Source organism: Acidimicrobiales bacterium (assembly GCA_034521975.1).
GTDB lineage: Bacteria > Actinomycetota > Acidimicrobiia > Acidimicrobiales > SKKL01 > SKKL01.
In genome coordinates this window covers 227,411-245,291 of the sequence record JAXHLR010000006.1, presented here as the reverse complement: position 1 = coordinate 245,291, position 17,881 = coordinate 227,411, and the positions used below count along the sequence as shown (strand labels likewise).

Below are 17,881 nucleotides of genomic sequence, written 5' to 3'. Positions count from 1 at the left end.
ATGGTCGTCGCCGAGCTCGAGGTCTTCCACTCCAGACCCATCGCTCCGACGCGTCGGGTCGCTCTCGGCGACGCCGTCCTGCCGGTCGAACCTCATCCTGGTCCTGGCGGGATGCTCCTGGGGGCGTTGATGGCGGCCAACGTGGCAGCCGTGGCCCCCGAGCTCCACGACGAGTTGAACCGGCTGATGCACCAGGTGGAGGCCGGTCACCGGATCTCCCAGCCTCGGCTCCGCCACCGCTACCAGCACGACCGGGTCGGATTGCAGCGCAGCACGCACCGCTTGGTGGCAAGGGGCCAGCAGCTCGCGCTCGAGCTCGACGATCGGGGTGCACCGGTGCAACAGGTCCTCGGCGCGGTGTACGCGGTCGCCACGCTCGCCCCCGCGCACCGCAGACCGGTGATGGACACCGTCCGCCGGGGCGCCCACTGGCGGGGTGAGATCGGCGATCAACTCCTTGCTCACCTGGCCGACAGGGCAGTGGCCCCGGTGTTGGCGGGCCTTGCCGGCGACCCCCTCCAGTGGGCGCTCGAGGTGTTCGGGATCGACGCCGACCCCGCCGTCGGACCGGACCGTCTCGATCGGTTCGACCTCGACCGGCGCGACGTCCAGCGCCGGTTCCGCGAGCTGCTCCGTGCCGCCCATCCCGACCACGGGGGAGCGAGCGAAGAGGCTGCTCGTCGCATCGCCGAACTGGCCGAGGCCCGTCGCATCCTCCTGGCATGAGCACCCCCGAGGGAGTGCTGCTGACCCCGGGCGCCGGATCCGGTGCCGATCACCAGACCTTGGTCGCGCTCGAGGGGGCTCTGGCCCCGCTCCCGGTCGCCCGCATCGACTTCCCCTACCGGCGCGAGGGCCGCAAGGCCCCCGACCGGGCGCCCAAGCTGATCGCCTGTGTGAACGACGAGGCCGACGGCCTTGCCGAACGGCTGGGGGTCGACCAGGGGTCACTGGTGCTGGGAGGACGGTCGATGGGTGGCCGGATGTGCTCGATGGCGGTGGCCGAGGGGCGAGCGGCGGCCGGTCTGGTGCTGTTGTCGTATCCGCTGCATCCGCCGGGCAAGCCCGAGAAGCTGCGCATCGCCCACTTTGCCGACCTCGATGTTCCCTGCCTCTTCGTGTCCGGCACCCGCGATCCCTTCGGGACCCCCGATGAGCTCCAGAAGGCCGTGGCCGCCATCCCCGCACCGGTGACGATGCACTGGATCGACGGTGCCCGCCACGAGGTCAAGGGCCACGACGACGAGATCGTGGCGGTGGTCGGGGACTGGCTCCACCGCCTGTAGCGTCGCCGGGGCTTGCGGTACGACCCTGGCCCAGGATGTGTGACCGGTCGGGGGTGTGAGAACGGTCCTCCAGCGGGCATGCTGGAGGGGCAGATCCACCCACCAGGTTCAGGAGCAGCGCTGTGCGAGAGAAGGTCGAGAAGGTCATCGAGGTGATCCGTCCGGCCATCCAAGCCGACAACGGCGACATCGTCCTGCACGACGTCGACGAGGAGGCGGGCGTGGTGACCGTCGAGCTGGTGGGGGCGTGCGTGACCTGTCCTGCGTCGACCCAGACCCTCAAGGCGGGCGTCGAGCGGATCCTGCGCGACCGGGTCGAGGGCGTGACCGAGGTGCGCGATCTCACCGTGTCCGACGGCACCGCCGTGTCGCTCTGATCCCAGCGGTGTGCTGAGGCCCTTCGCCGTGGTCCGCCTCGATCGGGTTACCCTGCGGCGATGACCGAGACCCTCGCCGACTCCGAGGCCGCCCGGCTGCTCGATGCCGCACGCTCCGGCGAGCGCGGCGCGCTGGCTCGGCTGCTCACCATGGTCGAGCGAGGGGGCGCCGAGGCCCACGCGGTGGCTCGTGTCGCGGCCGCGAGCGCCGCCCCTGGTACCGGCTACACGGTCGGCATCACCGGGGCTCCCGGCGCCGGCAAGTCGACCCTCACCAACGCCCTGGTTCGGCGGATACGCCGCGACGACATCGAGCTGGCGGTGCTGGCGGTCGACCCGTCGTCCCCGTTCACCGGCGGTGCCATCCTCGGCGACCGTGTGCGGATGTCCGACCACGCCCTCGACGACGGGGTGTTCATCCGATCGATGGCCACCCGCGGCCACCTCGGTGGGCTCGGTCTGGCCACGCCCGGAGCCGTGCGCCTCCTGCATGCGGCGGGACGACCCTGGGTGCTGATCGAGACCGTCGGTGTCGGCCAGGTCGAGGTCGAGGTCGCGGGGGCGGCCGACACCACGGTGGTGGTGGTCAATCCCGGCTGGGGCGACGCCGTGCAGGCCAACAAGGCCGGTCTGCTCGAGATCGCCGACGTGTTCGTGGTGAACAAGGCCGACCGGCCGGGGGCCGACGACACCCGCCGGGACCTCGATGCCATGCTCGAGCTCACCGAGGGGCGCGGCTGGCGTCCGCCCATCGTTGGCACCGTGGCGGTCGACGGCGATGGGGTGGAGGAGCTGTGGTCCGCCATCGGCGAACACCGCAGCTACCTCGAGGCCAGCGGCGAGCTCGAGCGCCGCCGCGAGGAGCGCCGCCGCGAGGAGCTCGCCCACATCGTGACCGAACGGCTCCGGGCCCGCGCCGACGAGCTCTGCGGTGGCGACGCCTTCGAAGCGGTGCAGTCCCGGATCCGGCGCGGCGAGCTCGACCCGTGGTCGGCCGCCGACGAGCTGCTCGGCGTGGAGTCGGAACGGCACCGGTGACCGTTCCCGTCGACGGGTACTGCGCGGCCGGCTTCGAGCGCGTACGGGCTGCGTTCGAGGCGAACTTCGTGGACCACGGCGAACTCGGTGCCGCCGCCACGATGGTGGTCGGCGGCGAGACGGTGGTCGACCTCTGGGGCGGGCACTCCGACCTCGCCCGCACCGCCCCGTGGCGTTCGGACACGCTCGTCAACGCCTACTCGGTCGGCAAGGCGGTCGTGTCGGTCCTGTTGCTGGCGCTGGTCGATCGGGGAGCGGTGGAGCTCGACGCCCCTGTGGCGCGGTACTGGCCCGACTTCGCCCAGCACGGCAAGGAACGGGCGACGGTGCGCCACGGCTTGTCACATCAGGCCGGGGTGCCGGCGATCCGGGAGCCGCTCACCAACGACGACCTGTGGGACTTCGACCGCATGACCGCCGCCCTCGCCGCCACCCGGCCGTGGTTCGTGCCGGGGGAGCGCCACGTGTATCACACCAACACCTTCGGGCACCTGATCGGTGGGCTCATCCGCCACGTGACCGGGGAGCTTCCCGGCACCGGGCTGCGGGCGGTGGCCGATCCCATCGGCGCTGACCTCTGGTTCGGGGTACCCGATGCCGAACATCCGCGCTGCGCCGAGGTGCACTTCGATCTGGTGTCGTCGCCCGCCGCCGACGCGATGTCGACCGGGGCCGACGAGGAGCGCCAGATGCTCGCCCTCGGCTATGCCAACCCCCCGGGCTACTCGTCGATGGGGGTGGTCAACACCCCGGAGTGGCGCCGGGCCCAGGTCCCCTCCACCAATGGGCACATGTCGGCCCGGGGCGTGGCCCGGTTCTACGCCGAACTGCTCGCGGGGCGCCTCATCAGCGACGACCTGTTGGCCGAGGCGATCACCCCCCAGGTCTCGGGCCCGTGCCCGGTGCTCGGCCAGGACGTCACCTTCGGGCTCGGCCTGCAGCCGTGGACCGAGCACCGCCCCTTCGGCCGCAACCCCGGCGGCTTCGGTCACTACGGCTCGGGAGGGGCGCTGGGCTTTGCCGATCCGACCGCCGAGGTCGCCTTCGGGTACGTGATGAACCACGTCGTCCCCCGGTGGCAGAGCCCCCGGAACCGCGCCCTGGTCGACGCGCTCTACGCCTGCCTCTGAGCCCCCAACCGTGCCGTTGCGGGTAGGTGGGCGCTCCTCGCGCGGCTGCCGGCCTGCCCGGTCTCTCAGGGCAGGGGTCGCAGGATCTGGGCCAGCTCGTCGGGGAGCATCCATCGCAGGCGATCCCGTTCCATCGCCGGTCGCCACTGCTCATCGATCAGGTTCGCCATCTGCGCGAGGACCTCCTCGTCGAGGGGCGCCGGCCGGGGTTCGGTGCCGGCGCCAACGCCGTCGTTCCCGGCGGCCTCGATCCTCCTCGCCGTCTTCCTCCTCGCCGGGAGCGGGAGTGCGCAGGTCGCTCAGCCGCACCGTCACCCCCCAGCTGATCACGCCGGGGTGGGGCAGCTCGTCGGGCTCGGCGAAGCGGTGATCCAGCGCGTACCCGAGCACCTGATCGGTCCGGCTCGACAGGACCGACAAGGCGTCGGAGTCGACGCGTTCGGCGCCGTCTCCGGGAGCCAACGGGGTCTGGTCGATCATCACGATCCGTCCCCCGGGCAGGTCCGAGCAGGGGTTCCCCTCGGTCCACCCCGACCGCCACGGCGCGGTGAACGCACCGGTGCCGTAGCCGTGGGTGGGTTCGGCCAGGCCCACCTCGACACACACCGGCGACACCTGGCCGATGACCTGATGCAGGTCGAGCACGCTCAACACCGCCATCGCGTCGTCGATGCTCTGGCGACTCGGACCGTCGGGGCCGTGCGGATCCGCCATCGCGGTCAGCCCCGACACCGTCGTCGGACGGCGGTCGCAGCCATCGAGCGCGTCGTGGGCACGGAACACCTCGCCGATGGACCGGGCATGGATGCCGAGGCGATGGCCGGCCGCCCCGAGCTGGTCGAGCACCCCGGGGTCGAGCGCGCACAACGCCGCCGCTGGTCCGTAGGCCAGTTCGACGCTGGCCGGCACGCCCGCGTCGCGCAGCAGGTCGCTGAGGCGGCGGAGCCGACCGGCGATGGCCTCGGTCTCCTCGGCGTCCACGCCGGTGAGCTCGGACCCCGCGTAGGGGCTCCAGCTGGTGTCGCCCCTCACCACCACCGAGAACACCGCGTGCACCGGCGGCGGTTCGGGTTGGCCGTCGTCGCTGGTGCCACCGGTGATGGGAACGAACGCGGGCGGTCCGTCGACCGGCGCCGTGTCGCCGGTGGTCGAGGTGACGCCATCGGAGCTCGTCTCCTCGTCGCCGCCCGTGCCGCAGGACCAGGTCACCAGCACCAGCGCGAGCAGGACGGCGGCCGCGATGGCGAGGCGTCGGCGGACAGGTGTCACGGCGTGAGTATGGTGCCCCGCTTCGATGGGGGCACGCCGGGGGCCCTACCCTGACCATCCATGTCCGAGCCCACGCTGGTCCATCTCGACCGCGGTGACGACGGTGTGGCCGTCGTGCGCCTCGACCACCCCAAGGTCAACGCCCTGTCCACCGGCCTGCTCGCCCAGTTGCGGGGCGTTGCCGGCGAGCTGACCGTCGACCCGCCGGGGGCGGTCATCGTCACCGGTGGTGACCGGCTCTTCGCGGCCGGCGCCGACATCTCCGAGTTCGGCGGGCCCGGCGAGGCTCGTGAGGTCGGCGGAGCGTTCCGCGACGCGCTCGACGCCGTTGCCGCCATTCCACGGGCCACCATCGCCTCGGTGTCGGGGTTCGCGCTCGGGGGAGGGTGCGAGCTGGCTCTCGCCTGCGACTTCCGCATCGCGTCGGAGCGGGCCGTGTTCGGCCAGCCCGAGATCCTGCTGGGCATCATCCCCGGTGGCGGCGGCACCCAGCGCCTGACCCGCCTGGTGGGGCCGGCCAGAGCCAAGGACCTGGTCTTCACCGGCCGGCAGGTGAAGGCCGACGAGGCCCTGGCGATCGGCCTGGTCGACGAAGTGGTGGCACCTGAGGACCTCGAGGCGCGCACCCGCGAGAAGGCCGCCGAGCTGGCCCGAGGAGCGGTGGTGGCTCAGGGACTGGCCAAGGCGGCGATCGACCAGGGGCTCGACACCAGCCTGTCCGCCGGATTGGGCATCGAACAGCACCGCTTCGTCGAGGCGTTCGACACCCACGACGCCCGCATCGGTGTGGCCTCGTTCCTCGAGCACGGTCCCGGCAAGGCCGCCTTCGAAGGCCGGTAGCGTCAACTCGTGGACCCGACACCGCCTCGCACCTGTGCCTTTCATCCCGACCGCCGTGCCGGGGTGGGGTGCCAGCGCTGTGGTCGGCCGATCTGTCCCGACTGCATGCACACCGCCTCGGTGGGCTTCCACTGTCCCGAGTGCGCCAAGGTCGGTCGCCAGCAGGTGCGCACCATGGCCAGCATCCGGGCCGGTACCGACCCGATCGTCACCAAGGTGCTCATCGCCGCCAACGTGGTGGCGTTCCTCGCCACCTCGTTCGGCGGCGGCGGCCTCGGCCAGACCGGCGGGTCGCTGTACATCGACGGTCTGCTCATCGGCGGCCGCATCTTCAGCGACGTGGGCTTCATCGGGGTTGACGCCGGCGAGTGGTGGCGCATCGTCACCGGCGGGTTTCTCCATGCCAACCTCATGCACATCGGGTTCAACATGTTCCTGCTGTGGCTGCTCGGGTCCGAGCTCGAGCCGGTCCTCGGCCGTGTGCGCTTCGGGCTGCTCTACGGCGTCTCGCTGCTCGCCGGATCGTTCGGTGTCCTGCTGCTCGATCCCGTTCAGCCGACCGTCGGCGCGTCGGGCGCGGTGTTCGGGTTGATGGGGGCGTTGCTCATCGCCCAGCGGGCGGTGGGGGTCAACCCGTGGCAGAGCGGCATCGGTGGCCTCGTCGCGATCAACCTCGTGTTCACCTTCCTCGTGCCGAACATCTCCATCGGCGGGCACCTGGGCGGCCTTGTGGGAGGTGCGGTCATCGCCGCCCTGTTCATCGAGCTGCCGCGGCGGGTGAAGCTCGGCGACCGGCGCCAGGCGACCATCGTGGCCTCCGCCCTGGTCGCGCTCTTCGGGGTGGCGTGCTTCGTCGGCTCGCTGTGGGCCGCGGGCAACTGGGTGGATCAGGCGTTCGGCTGATCGTGCTGGACCGGGTGGTCGCCGCCCCCGGCCGCGCCCTCGATCCGGGCCTTGAGCCGGGCGAGGTTCCGCCTCCAGATCCAGCGCATCACGGGGCGGCTCGCTGCCGCTCCGAGCGGGCCCCCCAACCACCAGGGGAACTGCAGCCGCTCGGTCCAGGTGAACACCGTGGCGACCTCGTCCAGCGGCTCCAGGGTGAAGACGCCGGTGCCGGTCACCAGCCCCACGTGGCGAACGCCCATGCGGCGATCGTCCTCCCACTCGGTGATCTCCATGAGGTCGGTCAACCGCAACGGCCCGACCCTGGTGTCGCACTCGAAGGTGGTGCCGGTGCCGTCGGTGGTGTCGGAGGTGAAGCGGATCTCGACGGCATCGGCCATCCACTCGACGTGGCTCGCGATGTCGCGCACGTCGGCCCAGACCGCCGCCGGTGGCGCAGCGATGGTGACAGCAGTGCGGATCTCGGTCACCGGCTCACCTTAGGCAGCGGCACGATCGTTCGCACCGGCTCTGGTTCAGCGTCCCGCGCTGGCCACGGCCTCCGGGTGGCGGAGCTGGGCGGCCGCCGTCTCGGGGGCGACCGTGTTGATCAGCACCCCGGTGCCCTGTTCGAAGCCGGCGGCGGTCGAGGTGCGGGGCAGGAGGTGTACGTGCCAGTGGTAGGTGCCACGGGCCTGGTGGGGAGCGGTGTGGACCATGACGTTGTAGGCGACGTCACCGAGCACGTGACGCAGCCGGCGCAGCGCGTCGCGCAAGGCCCTGCCGACCCCGGTCACATCGAAGGGGTCGGCGTCGGGGGCCCGAGCGGCGTGGGCCCGGGGGAGGATCAGCATCTCATAGGGTGCGCCGCTCCACCACGGAGCGATCACCACCGCGCGCTCGTCGGCGAGGACGACACGCTCACCCTCGGCCAGCTCGACGCGGGTGGTGTCGCACAGCAGGCACGACGACGGGTGCTCGTCGATGCCGCGGTACTCGTCGTCGATCTCGCCGGGGACGAAGGGGATGCCCAGGAGCTGGGCGTGGGGGTGTTCGAGCGAGGCACCGGCCTCGCGGCCGTAGTTGACGATCGCCTGGGTGTAGGCGATCTCGCGGTGGTGGGAGTGATCCTCGAACCGATCCCTGAGCGCGGCCATCGCCAGCGTGATGCGCCGCGAGTCGAGCTGGTCGAGGCGCAGGTCGTGCTCCGGGGCGAAGACGAGCACCTCGTGCAGCCCGCTCGCCGGTGCCTGCACGTGCAACGGGGTGACGTGTTCGAGCTGCATGGGCTCGGTGCCGACGAACGCGGGATAGAGGTTGGGCACCACCCGGACCAGCCACCCGCCGTCGGGACCGTAGCTCTCCAGCGCCGGGGGAGTGGCCTCCTCGTTGCCGGGGCAGAACGGGCAGGGCCGGTCGCCGACCGGTTCGACCTCGAGCACCCGGGTGAGGAAGTCCTGGGGGCGGCTGGCTCTGGCCGCGGCGATGGTGACCCACCGGCCGGTGAGCGGATTGCGCCGAAGCTGGTGGGTCGCCGGTGAGGCCACGTCCCGACGCTAGCGGTCGCCGGACGCGACGGGGGTGAGGCCGGGACCGGTGAGTCGGGACCTTTGACGGTGGCGCGTTCGGGGTGACAGGTCCATGCTGGTGCCCATGAGCACAACCAGAGAGTCGTGGAACGAGGTCGGTGACCGTCTCTCGGCCCTTGGCCTCAAGCTGAAGATGCACGTCGAGGAAGAGGCGTCCGAGCGCGATGAGGGCGACGGCACCCTGGAGCGCCTGCGCGAGTCGATGGAGGAGGTGATCTCGGCGCTCGGCGACGCGTCTCGGGACCCAGCGGTGCGCGAGGACGTCAGAGGCGTCGCCCAAGCGCTCGCGACCGCGGCCAACACCAGCGTCGCCGAGATCCGCGCCAGGATCGCCAAGCAGGACTGAGCGGTCGCCGAGCGCCGCTGTCGCCTCACCGGGTGGTAGTTGGCTGGTATCGGGAGACGTGGACCGTGTCGTGTGCGGTGAGCGGCGCGCCGGTCCAGTCGGCGTGACGTTCGACCAGCACCAAGCCCGCTGCGGCGGACATGGTGTCGAGCTGATCGGGGGTCAGGTAGCGGATGCGCCACGGGCGCAGGCGGGTGCCGTCGGCGGTGATGTCGATGTGCTGGCCGGTCACGACCTGGGTGGCCGGGTCGTGCTCGGTTGCGCTCAGCACCACCCGGTCGTGATCGACCCTGGTGGTGGACAGCCCTCGTTCGACCCGATCGGGCGGGTCGCCCCACACCGCGGTCTCGACCAGTAGCGATCCCCGGGGGTCGAGCAGTGAGGAGACCGCCGTCAGACACGCCCGCTGGCGGTCCTCGCCGGCCAGGTTGAACAGGGTGTTGAACGCGATGAGCACCACCCCGAACGGGCCGTCGACCAAGGTGTCGGCCTCGGCCATGTCGCCCTCGTGCACCTCGATGGCGTCGGCTCCGGACTTGGCTCGCAACCGGTCCAGCATCGGCGGGCTCGAATCGATGCCGACGACGCGCAGCCCCCGCTCGGCCATCGGCAGCGCCAGGCGACCGCTGCCGATCCCCAGTTCGAGCACCCGGTCGGTGCCGGCGTCCACGACCAGGGCCGCGACCCGGTCGGCGGTCGCGCCCACATCGGTGATCTCGCCGTACCAGTCGTCGTACACATCAGCGAAGGACTCCCCGTAGTCGGGGGTCGGTGTGGGTTCGTCCATCACCCAAGTTTCGCTCGAAGCAGATGGAGGTAGCCTCCCGAGAGCAGAACTGTTGAGCTTCGACGACGTGAAAGGACCCCTACTGTGGCCTTCGAACTGCCGCCCCTTCCCTTTGCCAAGGACGCCCTGGCCAGCCGTGGCATGAGCGAGGAGACCCTCGACTACCACTACGGCAAGCACCACCAGACCTATGTCAACAACCTCAACGGTCTGGTCGAGGGAACCGAGAACGCCGACAACTCCCTCGAGCAGATCATCAAGGAGGCCGAGACCCACTCGGGTCTGTTCAACAACGCCGCTCAGGTGTGGAACCACACATTCTTCTGGAGCTGCCTCAGCCCCACCGGGGGCGGCGAGCCCTCGGGCGATGTGGCCGAGCAGATCAACAGCGCGTTCGGCTCGGTCCAGGCTTTCCGCGACGAGTTCACCAACGCCGCCAAGACCCAGTTCGGGTCGGGCTGGGCCTGGTTGGCCCACGACGGGGGTGGTCTCAAGGTCATGAAGACCCTCAACGCCGACACCCCCGTCAACCACGAGGCCAAGGCGCTGCTCACCCTCGACGTGTGGGAGCACGCCTACTACCTCGACTTCCGCAACTCGCGGCCGGGCTTCATCGACAACTTCTTCGACCAGCTCGTCAACTGGGACTTCGTCGCCCAGAACCTCTCCGAGGTCTGATCCCACGAGGCGCCCCCCGACCCAGGGCCTAGCCTGGGTCGGGTGAACGCCTACCTCGACCACGCGGCCACCACGCCGATGTGCCCCGAGGCGCGCGCGGCCATGGCCGAGTTGCTCGACGACCCGCTCGGCAACCCCACCGGCTCGCACCGGGGCGCACGCGCCGCCCGCAAGGTCGTCGACGAGGCGCGCGACGTCATGGCTGCCGCGCTGGGTTGTGCGCCTGGCGAGGTCGTTTTCACCAGTGGTGGCACCGAGGCCGACAACCTCGCCGTGCGGGGGGTCGTCGAGGCGACCGGAACGACGGTGCTGTGTTCGGCGATCGAGCACCATGCCGTGCTCGATCCCGTCGTCGCCCTCGGTGGGCGCGCCCTGCCGGTCGACCGGTGGGCCGGCATCGACCTCGACGCCCTCGCCGCGATGCTCGACGACAGCGTGGGGTTGGTGTCGGTGATGCTGGCCAACAACGAGATCGGCGTCATCCAGGACCTGGAGGCGGTTGCCACGGTGATCGCCGAGCACGCGCCGCACGCGGTGCTGCACACCGACGCCGTCCAGGCCTTCCCCTGGCTCGACGTCGCCACCTTCGCCGCTCCCGCCCGGCTCGTTTCGATCAGCGCCCACAAGTTCGGAGGACCCCAGGGGGTCGGCGCCTTGGTCGTGCGCAACCGAACCCCGCTCGCCCCCCAGCAGCTCGGCGGTGGTCAGGAGCGCGGCCTGCGTAGCGGTACCCACAACGTCGCGGGCATCGGTGCGATGGCTGCGGCCGCTGCCGCCGTGGTGGCCGAGCGGGCCACCACGGTCGAACGAGTCGCCCGCCTGCGCGACCGGCTCGCCGACGGCCTGTCGACCCGGATCCCCGACGTGGTCGAGACCGCCGTCGGGGTGGGCCCCGACGGGCGCCCCGACCGGTCGAACAAGGTGGCGGCGTCCTGCCACGTCTGCATCGACGGCGTCGAGAGCGAGGCCCTGCTGTTCATGCTCGACCAGGCGGGCGTCGCCGCTTCTGCCGCCTCGTCGTGTTCGAGCGGGGCACTCGACCCGTCGCACGTGCTCGCCGCGCTCGGGGTACCCCGCGATCGCGCCCGCGGTTCGCTGCGGCTCTCACTCGGGGCCACCACCACCGACGCCGAGGTCGACCACGCCGTCGACGCGATCGTCCACGCCGTCGACCGGCTCCGGAGCCACCGATGAGGTGCCGATCGTGAAGGTGATGGCGGCGATGTCGGGCGGCGTCGACTCCTCGGTCGCCGCCGCGCTGGTGCGCGACGCCGGACACGAGGTGGTCGGGGTCACCCTCAAGCTGTGGGGTGGCGAGTCCGACACCGGTTGCTGCTCGGTGTCCGACGTCGACGACGCCCGTCGGGTCGCTCAGCAGCTCGGCATCGACCATCACGTGTTCAACTTCGGCGACGACTTCACCCGCCACGTGGTCGAGCCCTACGTGTCCGACCACGCCGCGGGCCGCACCCCCAACCCCTGCGTCGAGTGCAACCGGCACCTCAAGTTCGACCGGCTCCTCGACCGGGCTCTGGCGCTGGGGTTCGATGCCGTCGCCACCGGCCACCACGCCCGGATCGCCACCCGGGCCGACGGCTCCAACCGGGTTGCCCGGGGTGCCGATCCGGCGAAGGACCAGTCCTACGTGTTGCACATGCTGGACCAGGATCAGCTGGCTCGGATCGTGTTCCCCGTCGGCGACCGCACCAAGGACGACGTGCGGACCCTGGCCGACGAGTTGGGCCTGCGCACCGCGACCAAGCCCGACAGCCAGGACGTGTGCTTCATCACCACCGGAGCGGGTCGAGCCGGGTTCCTCGCCGAACGCATCGACCTGCATCCGGGAACGGTCGTCGACGGGGCGGGCCAGACGGTGGGCGAGGTGCCCGCGGTCGAGCTCGTCACCATCGGCCAGCGTCGAGGCCTCGGAGTCGCGGGTTCCGGCGACCGCCGCTTCGCCGTGGCGGTCGATGTGGCCCGTCGACGGGTCACCATCGGCGACGAGTCCGATCTCTTGTCGGCCACCGTGGCACTCGACGACCTTCGGTGGGCTGCCGGACCGGTTGCCGGGCCGGTCGAGGCCCAGGTCTCGGCCCACGGCCGACCTTCACCGGGACGCGTCGTCGGTCGCGAGCTGCGATGGGTCGAACCCCGGCGTCGGGTCGCCCCCGGCCAGTCTGTGGTGTTCTACGAGAACGACGAGGTGGTCGGCAGCGCCATCGCCGCCAGCCCCGCCACGAGCTGAGTCGGCTGCTCAGCGCACGACCAGCGACCGATCGGCCGCCTCGCGCAACACCTCGCCCGGTCTCGAGGGTGTGAACATCACCGCGGTGGCGTGCACCACCTTCGCCTTCGACCCCCGCTTGCGCAGCTCGAGGGTTGCGGCCTCGTGCAGCTGGAGCTCGAGGGCCAGGCCGGGGGCTCCGGCGGTGAGATCGAGCGCCCCCGAGTCGGCGGGGGCGGGACCGATCGAGACGACCGTCGGGCTGCGGAACAGCTGAGAGACGACCGCGGCGGGATCATGGATGACCACCCCCGCGGGCACCATGACCAGCCAGCGGCGCGACAGCTGGTGCAGCGACCGGCAACCGAGCGCCGCTACGGACAGCCCGACGAGGGTGAGCACCACCCCGGCGATCCACTGCTCGGTGGCCAGCAGCAGGGGACCGGCCACGGTGCCGGCCACGACCAAGGCCCAGATGAGCTGCACCGGTCCCAGCAGCAGCACCGCAGGAGGTCGGAGCGCGAAGCGCCGCTCGGCCCCGTAGGCGGAACCGTTCACGAACACGTCGCCGGTCGTCGGCGACAGCGCGATGGTGGCGGTCACCGCCGACGCGACGACCGCCACGGCGCCCCACGTGACACCGTCGGCGACGACCGCGGCCCACATCGCCAGCGCCAACCCGGTGGGGGCCAGGATCCGCACGGTGGTGAGGCCCACGGTTCGCGGCACCAGCACCGCGACCAGTCCCGTGGTCCAGGCTGCCCACGCGAGGGCGAGCATCAGGGCCTGCACCGCCGTGCTGTGCGGGTCGAGCGCGTCGCCCAGGACGGGGTTCAGGGCGAGGGGCTGGACCAGCCACGCCACACGGATGGGCCAAGGGCCAGCGAAGTCCACGACTCCGAGATTTGCTCATGGGAGCCTCCGCTGGCTATTCCAGTAGGGGATCGAACCGCGATCCGGGGGGACGCAGCACCGCAGCAAGAGGGGGAGCAACCGTGGCAACTGCACCGCTGGTCGACGACGTGGCCGTTCTCGCGCCCGGAACCGACACCACCATCGGAAGTCTGCCGCACCGCGATCCCGATGAGGCGGTGGCGTTCGTGCTCGCCCGCCAGCACCGGCTTCCTGCGGCCCCATCGCTGCCTCAGCGTTCTGCTCTGGAGGCCATGGTGGCCCAGGCCGCCTGGGGGGTCCCCGGTGTCGTCGTCGCCGACGACGGCTCGCTCGACCTGCGCCTCGATCTCCTCGACCCGCAGTGCTCGCTGGCCGACCCCGACCTCGAGGGTGAGCCCTTCCTCACGCTTCGTACCTTCCTCGACGCCGTGCGAGGCAGGACCGAGCCCGTCAAGGTCCAGCTCACCGGGCCGGTGACCCTCGGACTTGCGCTCCACGCTGCGGGGGCCGACGTGGGCCCGGCCTTCGCTGTCGCCGGCACCGCCGTACGGGCACGAGCGGCTGGCTTGGTGGCCCTGGCCGAGCGGAGGGCGCCGGGCACACCGCTGGTGGCCTTCCTCGACGAGCCCGGGCTGACCGGGCTCTTGCATCCCGAGTTCCCACTCGATCCCGAGGCGGCGATCGATCTCACCTCGGGTGCGTTGGCGGTGCTCGAACGCGAAGCGATCACCGGCTTGCACTGTTGCGGACCAACCGACTGGAAGCTGGTCCTGCAGGCTGGACCCCAGATCATCTCGGCCCCGCTCGGTCAGGGGCTCGAGCATGCGCCCGAGGCGTTGGGGCGCTTCCTCGACCACGGGGGTCGCGTGGCGTGGGGTGCGATCCCGACCGACGCGCCCATCGGATCCTCGCCGGGCCGGTCGTGGCGGCAGCTGTCGGCAACCTGGTGCGACCTGGTTCGCGGCGGTTGTGACCCCGTGGCGCTGCGGCTCCAGTCGCTGGTGACACCGGCGTGCGGCCTGGCGACCCACGGTGTTCCCCAGGCCGAGCAAGTGCTGTTGCTCACGCGCGAGGTGGCGAGCCGGGTGCACGACCAGGCCCTTGGGGTGCGGCTGTCGGTCGGCGCCTGACGGGCGTGGCATGGCTCGGACGGGAGTCCTGACGCGGCGGCACGCTACGCTCACCTCTGTGGCTCGCTCCGCTTCATCCTCGATCCGGTTCGGCATGTGGCGATGCTGTCGCTGATCCTTCCCCGGGTCCTCTCGGTGCTCAGCGTCCTGCCGGGGTTCGAGCGTGAGCTACGCCTGCTCCCGCTGCTCGTCCAGTCGGGTGGCACCGTCATCGACATCGGGGCCTCCAACGGCATCTACTCGCTGCCCTTGGCCGTCCTGGTGGGACGAGCAGGCTCGGTCGTGGCGGTCGAACCCCGCCGCAGCGCCGCCCGCCGCCTCGCCTGGCTGGCTCGCGCGCTCAACCTCGCCCACCTCCAGGTACGTCGGGCCGCGCTGGCAGCCATCGCCGGGCCGATGACGGTGGTGGTGCCCCGCCGCCGGTTCGCCGTCCCCGGTCGCTCGTTCATCCAGCCCGCAGTGGCGGGAACGGCGATCCTGGAGCTCGACGATGGATTGAGGTCGAGCGAGCCCGAGCAGTGTTGGGCCACCACCCTCGATCAGGTCGCGGTCCGATTGGGCCGGGTCGTCGACTTCATGAAGTGCGATGTCGAGGGGGCCGAACTGCTGGTGATGGCCGGCGGGCACGAGGTGCTGAGCACGCACCGACCCGTCATCCTCTGCGAGGTCGAGGACCGCCACTCCCGGCGCTTCGGGTCGTCCCGCGACGAGTTCCTGGCCCAGATGGAGCACCACGGCTATGTCGACCTGTCCGATGCGACCACCGCCGTCGACGCCCGCAACGTGCTGCTGGTCCCACACGAGCGCTCCGCTGCGTTGCGGGCGGTGCTCGCGGACCACCACTCGTAGGCCCACCCCCGTTCTCGGTGTCGGTGGGGTTGCGTAGGCTCGACTCCGTGATCCCTGACGAGGTCCCTGACGAGGTCGTCGCCGAGGTCGAGGCGCTCCGAGACCAGATCGGGCACCACAACCGGCTCTACCACCAGCTCGACGCGCCCGAGATCCCCGACGCCGAGTACGACGCGCTGGTGCGCCAGCTCAACGAGCTCGAAGCGCTGCACCCCAGCCTGGTCACCGCCGATTCCCCCACCCAGACCGTCGGTGGTGCGCCATCGGCTGCCTTCAGCCCGGTCGAGCACCTGATCCCCATGATGTCGCTCGACAACGCCATGGACCGCGACGAGCTCGTCGCCTGGGGCGCCCGCCTCGAGCGCCGCCTCACCGAGCTCGAGGGCGCTGATCGTCCCCCCGTGTCGTTCGTGTGCGAGCTCAAGATCGACGGCGTCGCCATCTCCATCACCTACGAGCAGGGTCGCTACACCCGCGCGGCCACGCGGGGCGACGGTCGTGTCGGCGAGGACGTGACCGACAACGTTCGTACCCTCGAACAGGTCCCCGAACACCTCGACGGCGAGCCACCCGACCTGCTCGAGGTGCGCGGCGAGGTGTATCTGCCGGTGCGCATCTTCGAGGCGCTCAACGACCAGCAGGAAGAGGCCGGGCTCCGCCGCTACGTCAATCCCCGCAACACCGCGGCCGGGTCGCTGCGCCAGAAGGACGCCTCCATCACCGCCACCCGTGGCCTGGCGCTGTGGTGCTACCAACTCGGCGCGGTCGAGGGCGGCCCCGAGCTCTCCCGCCACTCCGAGACCCTCGACTACATCGCCTCGCTGGGATTGCCGGTCAACCCCGAGATCACCACCGTCGAAGGCCTCGACGAGGTCGCCGAGCTCTGTCTGTACTGGCAACAGCACCGCCACGATCTCGACTACGAGATCGACGGCGTGGTCGTCAAGGTCGACGACCTGGCCCGGCGTGAGGCGCTGGGGTTCACCGCCAAGGCTCCCCGATGGGCGATCGCCTACAAGTTCCCGCCCGAGGAGCGCACCACCGTGCTCCGCGACATCGAGGTCTCCATCGGCCGCACCGGCAAGGCCACCCCCTTCGCGGTGCTCGAACCGGTCTTCGTGGGCGGTTCGACGGTCGGCATGGCCACGTTGCACAACCAGGTCCAGGTCGAAGCCAAGGACGTGCGTCCGGGCGACACCGTCGTGGTGCGCAAGGCGGGCGACGTCATCCCCGAGGTCGTGGGGCCGGTGCTCTCCGAACGGCCCGAGGGTCTGGCCCGCTGGCAGTTCCCCGACCGTTGCCCGCGCTGCGGCGGGCCGCTGGTGCGCCTCGAGGGCGAGGGCCACCACTTCTGCACCAACATCGATTGCCCCGCCCAGCGCACGGGAAGCATCGAGCACTTCGCCTCGCGGGCGGCGATGGACATCGAGGGCCTGGGCGAGCAGCGGGTGCAGCTGTTCGTCGAGCTCGGGCTCCTCGACGACATCGGCGATCTCTACTCGCTCGACTACGACCGCATCGGCGAGCTCGAGGGGTTCGGGCAGACCTCGGTCGACAACCTGCGCGACGCCATCGACGCCAGCCGCGACCGTCCCCTCGCCAACCTGTTGGTCGGGCTCAACATCCGCCACCTCGGACCCACCGGGGCGCGGCTGCTCGCCACCAAGCTGGGTCACCTCGACGCCATCGAGACCGCATCGGTCGACGAGCTGGCCGCCATCGAGGGGATCGGTCCCACCATCGCCGAGAGCGTGCACGAGTTCTTCGCGTCCGAACGGAACCAGGCGGTGCTGGCCAAGCTGCGCGCTGCGGGGCTCAACCTGGCGGGTCCCGCCACCCCCGCCGTGACGCCGATCCTCGACGACAAGAGCATCGTGGTCACCGGCACTCTCCACGGCTACACCCGCGACGAGGCCGAACAGGCCATCACCAGCCGGGGTGGCAAGTCGCCCGGAAGTGTCTCCAACAAGACCGACGCGGTGGTGGTGGGGGAGGGCCCGGGCACCTCGAAGCTCGACAAGGCCGCCGAGCTCGGCGTGCCCATCCTCGACGAGGCCGGTTTCGAGCACCTGCTCGAGACCGGCGAGGTCATCGCCGGCGACACCGACGCCTCAGGCGGCTGAGAAGCACCAGCGCGTGGTCTGGCCCTGTTCGGGTCCCTCTGCTGCCAGCCAGTAGGTGGCGATGATGCAGTTCTGTCCGCCGTGGAGCGACTCGAGGACCTGTCCGGGGCCGGGCGTGAAGAAGTACTGGCCGAGTCCTTGGTCGCCGGCCAGCTGGTCGTCGGGGACGGTGGTGCCGTTGATCACCAGCCGGGCCTGGTACCCCGTCCCCACGTCGATCCCGACCGTGCTCTGTCGCAACACGTCGGCTCCTTCGTCGGGTACCAGCGCGTCGACCGCGTCGGACCGGTCGGCCGCGGCGTTCGGCGACGTGCGTCCGTTGGAGACCGCGATCACCATGCCCGCGACGGCCAGTGCCAGCAGGCCGGCGAAGAGCATCCGGCGGGTGAGGTCCCGCTCGAGCAACTGCATCCACCCATCATGTCGCACCGTGTGGGCG

20 protein-coding genes are annotated in these 17,881 nt (G+C 71.1%); 14 read left to right on the top strand and 6 right to left on the bottom strand.

All coding sequences use genetic code 11. The features are described from left to right. The 5 genes from U5K29_10580 (at window position 1) to U5K29_10560 (ending at window position 3,831) form a co-directional block, all read left to right on the top strand. Window positions 1-726: a hypothetical protein gene (locus U5K29_10580; protein ID MDZ7678985.1), complete on the top strand. Its 726-nt coding sequence runs from the start codon at window positions 1-3 to the stop codon at window positions 724-726. Next, a complete protein-coding gene (locus U5K29_10575; protein MDZ7678984.1) occupies window positions 723-1,286 on the top strand; it encodes an alpha/beta family hydrolase in 564 nt (187 codons plus the stop codon). The genes U5K29_10580 and U5K29_10575 overlap by 4 nt, the downstream gene beginning before the upstream one ends. Window positions 1,287-1,408: 122 nt before the next feature. Beyond that, a complete protein-coding gene (locus tag U5K29_10570) occupies window positions 1,409-1,663 on the top strand; it encodes a NifU family protein (protein MDZ7678983.1) in 255 nt (84 codons plus the stop codon). Window positions 1,664-1,723: 60 nt separating this feature from the next. Beyond that, window positions 1,724-2,701 carry a methylmalonyl Co-A mutase-associated GTPase MeaB gene (gene meaB / locus U5K29_10565; protein ID MDZ7678982.1) on the top strand — a complete coding sequence of 326 codons (978 nt, stop codon included), beginning with the start codon at window positions 1,724-1,726 and terminating at the stop codon, window positions 2,699-2,701. After that, complete coding sequence (locus U5K29_10560) at window positions 2,698-3,831, top strand: serine hydrolase domain-containing protein (GenBank protein MDZ7678981.1); 1,134 nt, start codon at window positions 2,698-2,700, stop codon at window positions 3,829-3,831. Before meaB ends, U5K29_10560 begins: the two co-directional genes overlap by 4 nt. A gap of 150 nt (window positions 3,832-3,981) precedes the next feature. On the opposite strand, the gene U5K29_10555 is transcribed toward U5K29_10560, so the two are convergent. Further along, the gene (locus tag U5K29_10555; protein ID MDZ7678980.1) at window positions 3,982-5,100 is read right to left on the bottom strand and encodes a hypothetical protein; all 1,119 of its coding nucleotides are present in this window, start codon (window positions 5,098-5,100) and stop codon (window positions 3,982-3,984) included. A gap of 60 nt (window positions 5,101-5,160) precedes the next feature. Between U5K29_10555 and U5K29_10550 the strand changes: the two genes are divergently transcribed. Next, window positions 5,161-5,940 carry an enoyl-CoA hydratase-related protein gene (locus U5K29_10550; GenBank protein ID MDZ7678979.1) on the top strand — a complete coding sequence of 260 codons (780 nt, stop codon included), beginning with the start codon at window positions 5,161-5,163 and terminating at the stop codon, window positions 5,938-5,940. Window positions 5,941-5,949: 9 nt separating this feature from the next. Then, entirely contained in the window at window positions 5,950-6,843 is an 894-nt protein-coding gene (locus U5K29_10545; protein MDZ7678978.1) for a rhomboid family intramembrane serine protease, read from the top strand. Here U5K29_10545 and U5K29_10540 read toward each other — a convergent pair. Together U5K29_10540 and galT are read right to left on the bottom strand one after the other, a co-directional pair. Continuing rightward, window positions 6,828-7,313 (bottom strand): SRPBCC family protein, encoded by a 486-nt coding sequence (locus tag U5K29_10540; protein MDZ7678977.1) that lies wholly within the window; start codon window positions 7,311-7,313, stop codon window positions 6,828-6,830. The two genes, U5K29_10545 and U5K29_10540, sit on opposite strands and share 16 nt — an antisense overlap. A gap of 45 nt (window positions 7,314-7,358) precedes the next feature. Then, window positions 7,359-8,369 (bottom strand): galactose-1-phosphate uridylyltransferase, encoded by a 1,011-nt coding sequence (galT, locus tag U5K29_10535; protein ID MDZ7678976.1) that lies wholly within the window; start codon window positions 8,367-8,369, stop codon window positions 7,359-7,361. Between the two features lie 106 nt (window positions 8,370-8,475). Here galT and U5K29_10530 point away from each other — a divergent pair, with 106 nt between their 5' ends. Further along, a complete protein-coding gene (locus U5K29_10530) occupies window positions 8,476-8,757 on the top strand; it encodes a hypothetical protein (GenBank protein MDZ7678975.1) in 282 nt (93 codons plus the stop codon). A gap of 25 nt (window positions 8,758-8,782) precedes the next feature. Here U5K29_10530 and U5K29_10525 read toward each other — a convergent pair whose 3' ends face one another. Next, entirely contained in the window at window positions 8,783-9,544 is a 762-nt protein-coding gene (locus tag U5K29_10525) for a class I SAM-dependent methyltransferase (protein MDZ7678974.1), read from the bottom strand. Between the two features lie 84 nt (window positions 9,545-9,628). Between U5K29_10525 and U5K29_10520 the strand changes: the two genes are divergently transcribed. The 3 genes from U5K29_10520 to mnmA are packed head-to-tail and all read left to right on the top strand — an operon-like array spanning window position 9,629 to window position 12,467. Continuing rightward, entirely contained in the window at window positions 9,629-10,222 is a 594-nt protein-coding gene (locus U5K29_10520) for a superoxide dismutase (protein MDZ7678973.1), read from the top strand. Between the two features lie 42 nt (window positions 10,223-10,264). Then, entirely contained in the window at window positions 10,265-11,416 is a 1,152-nt protein-coding gene (locus tag U5K29_10515; protein ID MDZ7678972.1) for a cysteine desulfurase family protein, read from the top strand. A 1-nt stretch (window position 11,417) separates the two neighbouring features. Then, entirely contained in the window at window positions 11,418-12,467 is a 1,050-nt protein-coding gene (gene mnmA, locus U5K29_10510; protein MDZ7678971.1) for a tRNA 2-thiouridine(34) synthase MnmA, read from the top strand. A 9-nt stretch (window positions 12,468-12,476) separates the two neighbouring features. Here mnmA and U5K29_10505 read toward each other — a convergent pair whose 3' ends face one another. Continuing rightward, complete coding sequence (locus U5K29_10505; GenBank protein ID MDZ7678970.1) at window positions 12,477-13,340, bottom strand: hypothetical protein; 864 nt, start codon at window positions 13,338-13,340, stop codon at window positions 12,477-12,479. A 101-nt stretch (window positions 13,341-13,441) separates the two neighbouring features. On the opposite strand from U5K29_10505, the gene U5K29_10500 reads away from it, so the two are divergent. The 3 genes from U5K29_10500 (at window position 13,442) to ligA (ending at window position 17,442) form a co-directional block, all read left to right on the top strand. Then, complete coding sequence (locus tag U5K29_10500) at window positions 13,442-14,470, top strand: hypothetical protein (protein MDZ7678969.1); 1,029 nt, start codon at window positions 13,442-13,444, stop codon at window positions 14,468-14,470. A 102-nt stretch (window positions 14,471-14,572) separates the two neighbouring features. Continuing rightward, window positions 14,573-15,319 carry an FkbM family methyltransferase gene (locus tag U5K29_10495; protein ID MDZ7678968.1) on the top strand — a complete coding sequence of 249 codons (747 nt, stop codon included), beginning with the start codon at window positions 14,573-14,575 and terminating at the stop codon, window positions 15,317-15,319. Between the two features lie 47 nt (window positions 15,320-15,366). After that, complete coding sequence (ligA, locus tag U5K29_10490; protein ID MDZ7678967.1) at window positions 15,367-17,442, top strand: NAD-dependent DNA ligase LigA; 2,076 nt, start codon at window positions 15,367-15,369, stop codon at window positions 17,440-17,442. Here the strand turns inward: ligA and U5K29_10485 are convergent. Continuing rightward, the gene (locus U5K29_10485; protein ID MDZ7678966.1) at window positions 17,431-17,853 is read right to left on the bottom strand and encodes a hypothetical protein; all 423 of its coding nucleotides are present in this window, start codon (window positions 17,851-17,853) and stop codon (window positions 17,431-17,433) included. The two genes, ligA and U5K29_10485, sit on opposite strands and share 12 nt — an antisense overlap. Window positions 17,854-17,881: the final 28 nt, after the last annotated feature.

Coding starts and splice junctions, on each gene's coding strand:
- U5K29_10580 (MDZ7678985.1), top strand. CDS start 1: ATGGTCGTCGCCGAGCTCGAGGTCTTCCACTCCAGACCCATCGCTCCG.
- U5K29_10575 (MDZ7678984.1), top strand. CDS start 723: ATGAGCACCCCCGAGGGAGTGCTGCTGACCCCGGGCGCCGGATCCGGT.
- meaB (MDZ7678982.1), top strand. CDS start 1,724: ATGACCGAGACCCTCGCCGACTCCGAGGCCGCCCGGCTGCTCGATGCC.
- U5K29_10550 (MDZ7678979.1), top strand. CDS start 5,161: ATGTCCGAGCCCACGCTGGTCCATCTCGACCGCGGTGACGACGGTGTG.
- U5K29_10530 (MDZ7678975.1), top strand. CDS start 8,476: ATGAGCACAACCAGAGAGTCGTGGAACGAGGTCGGTGACCGTCTCTCG.
- U5K29_10525 (MDZ7678974.1), bottom strand. CDS start 9,544: ATGGACGAACCCACACCGACCCCCGACTACGGGGAGTCCTTCGCTGAT.
- U5K29_10495 (MDZ7678968.1), top strand. CDS start 14,573: ATGCTGTCGCTGATCCTTCCCCGGGTCCTCTCGGTGCTCAGCGTCCTG.
- U5K29_10485 (MDZ7678966.1), bottom strand. CDS start 17,853: ATGCAGTTGCTCGAGCGGGACCTCACCCGCCGGATGCTCTTCGCCGGC.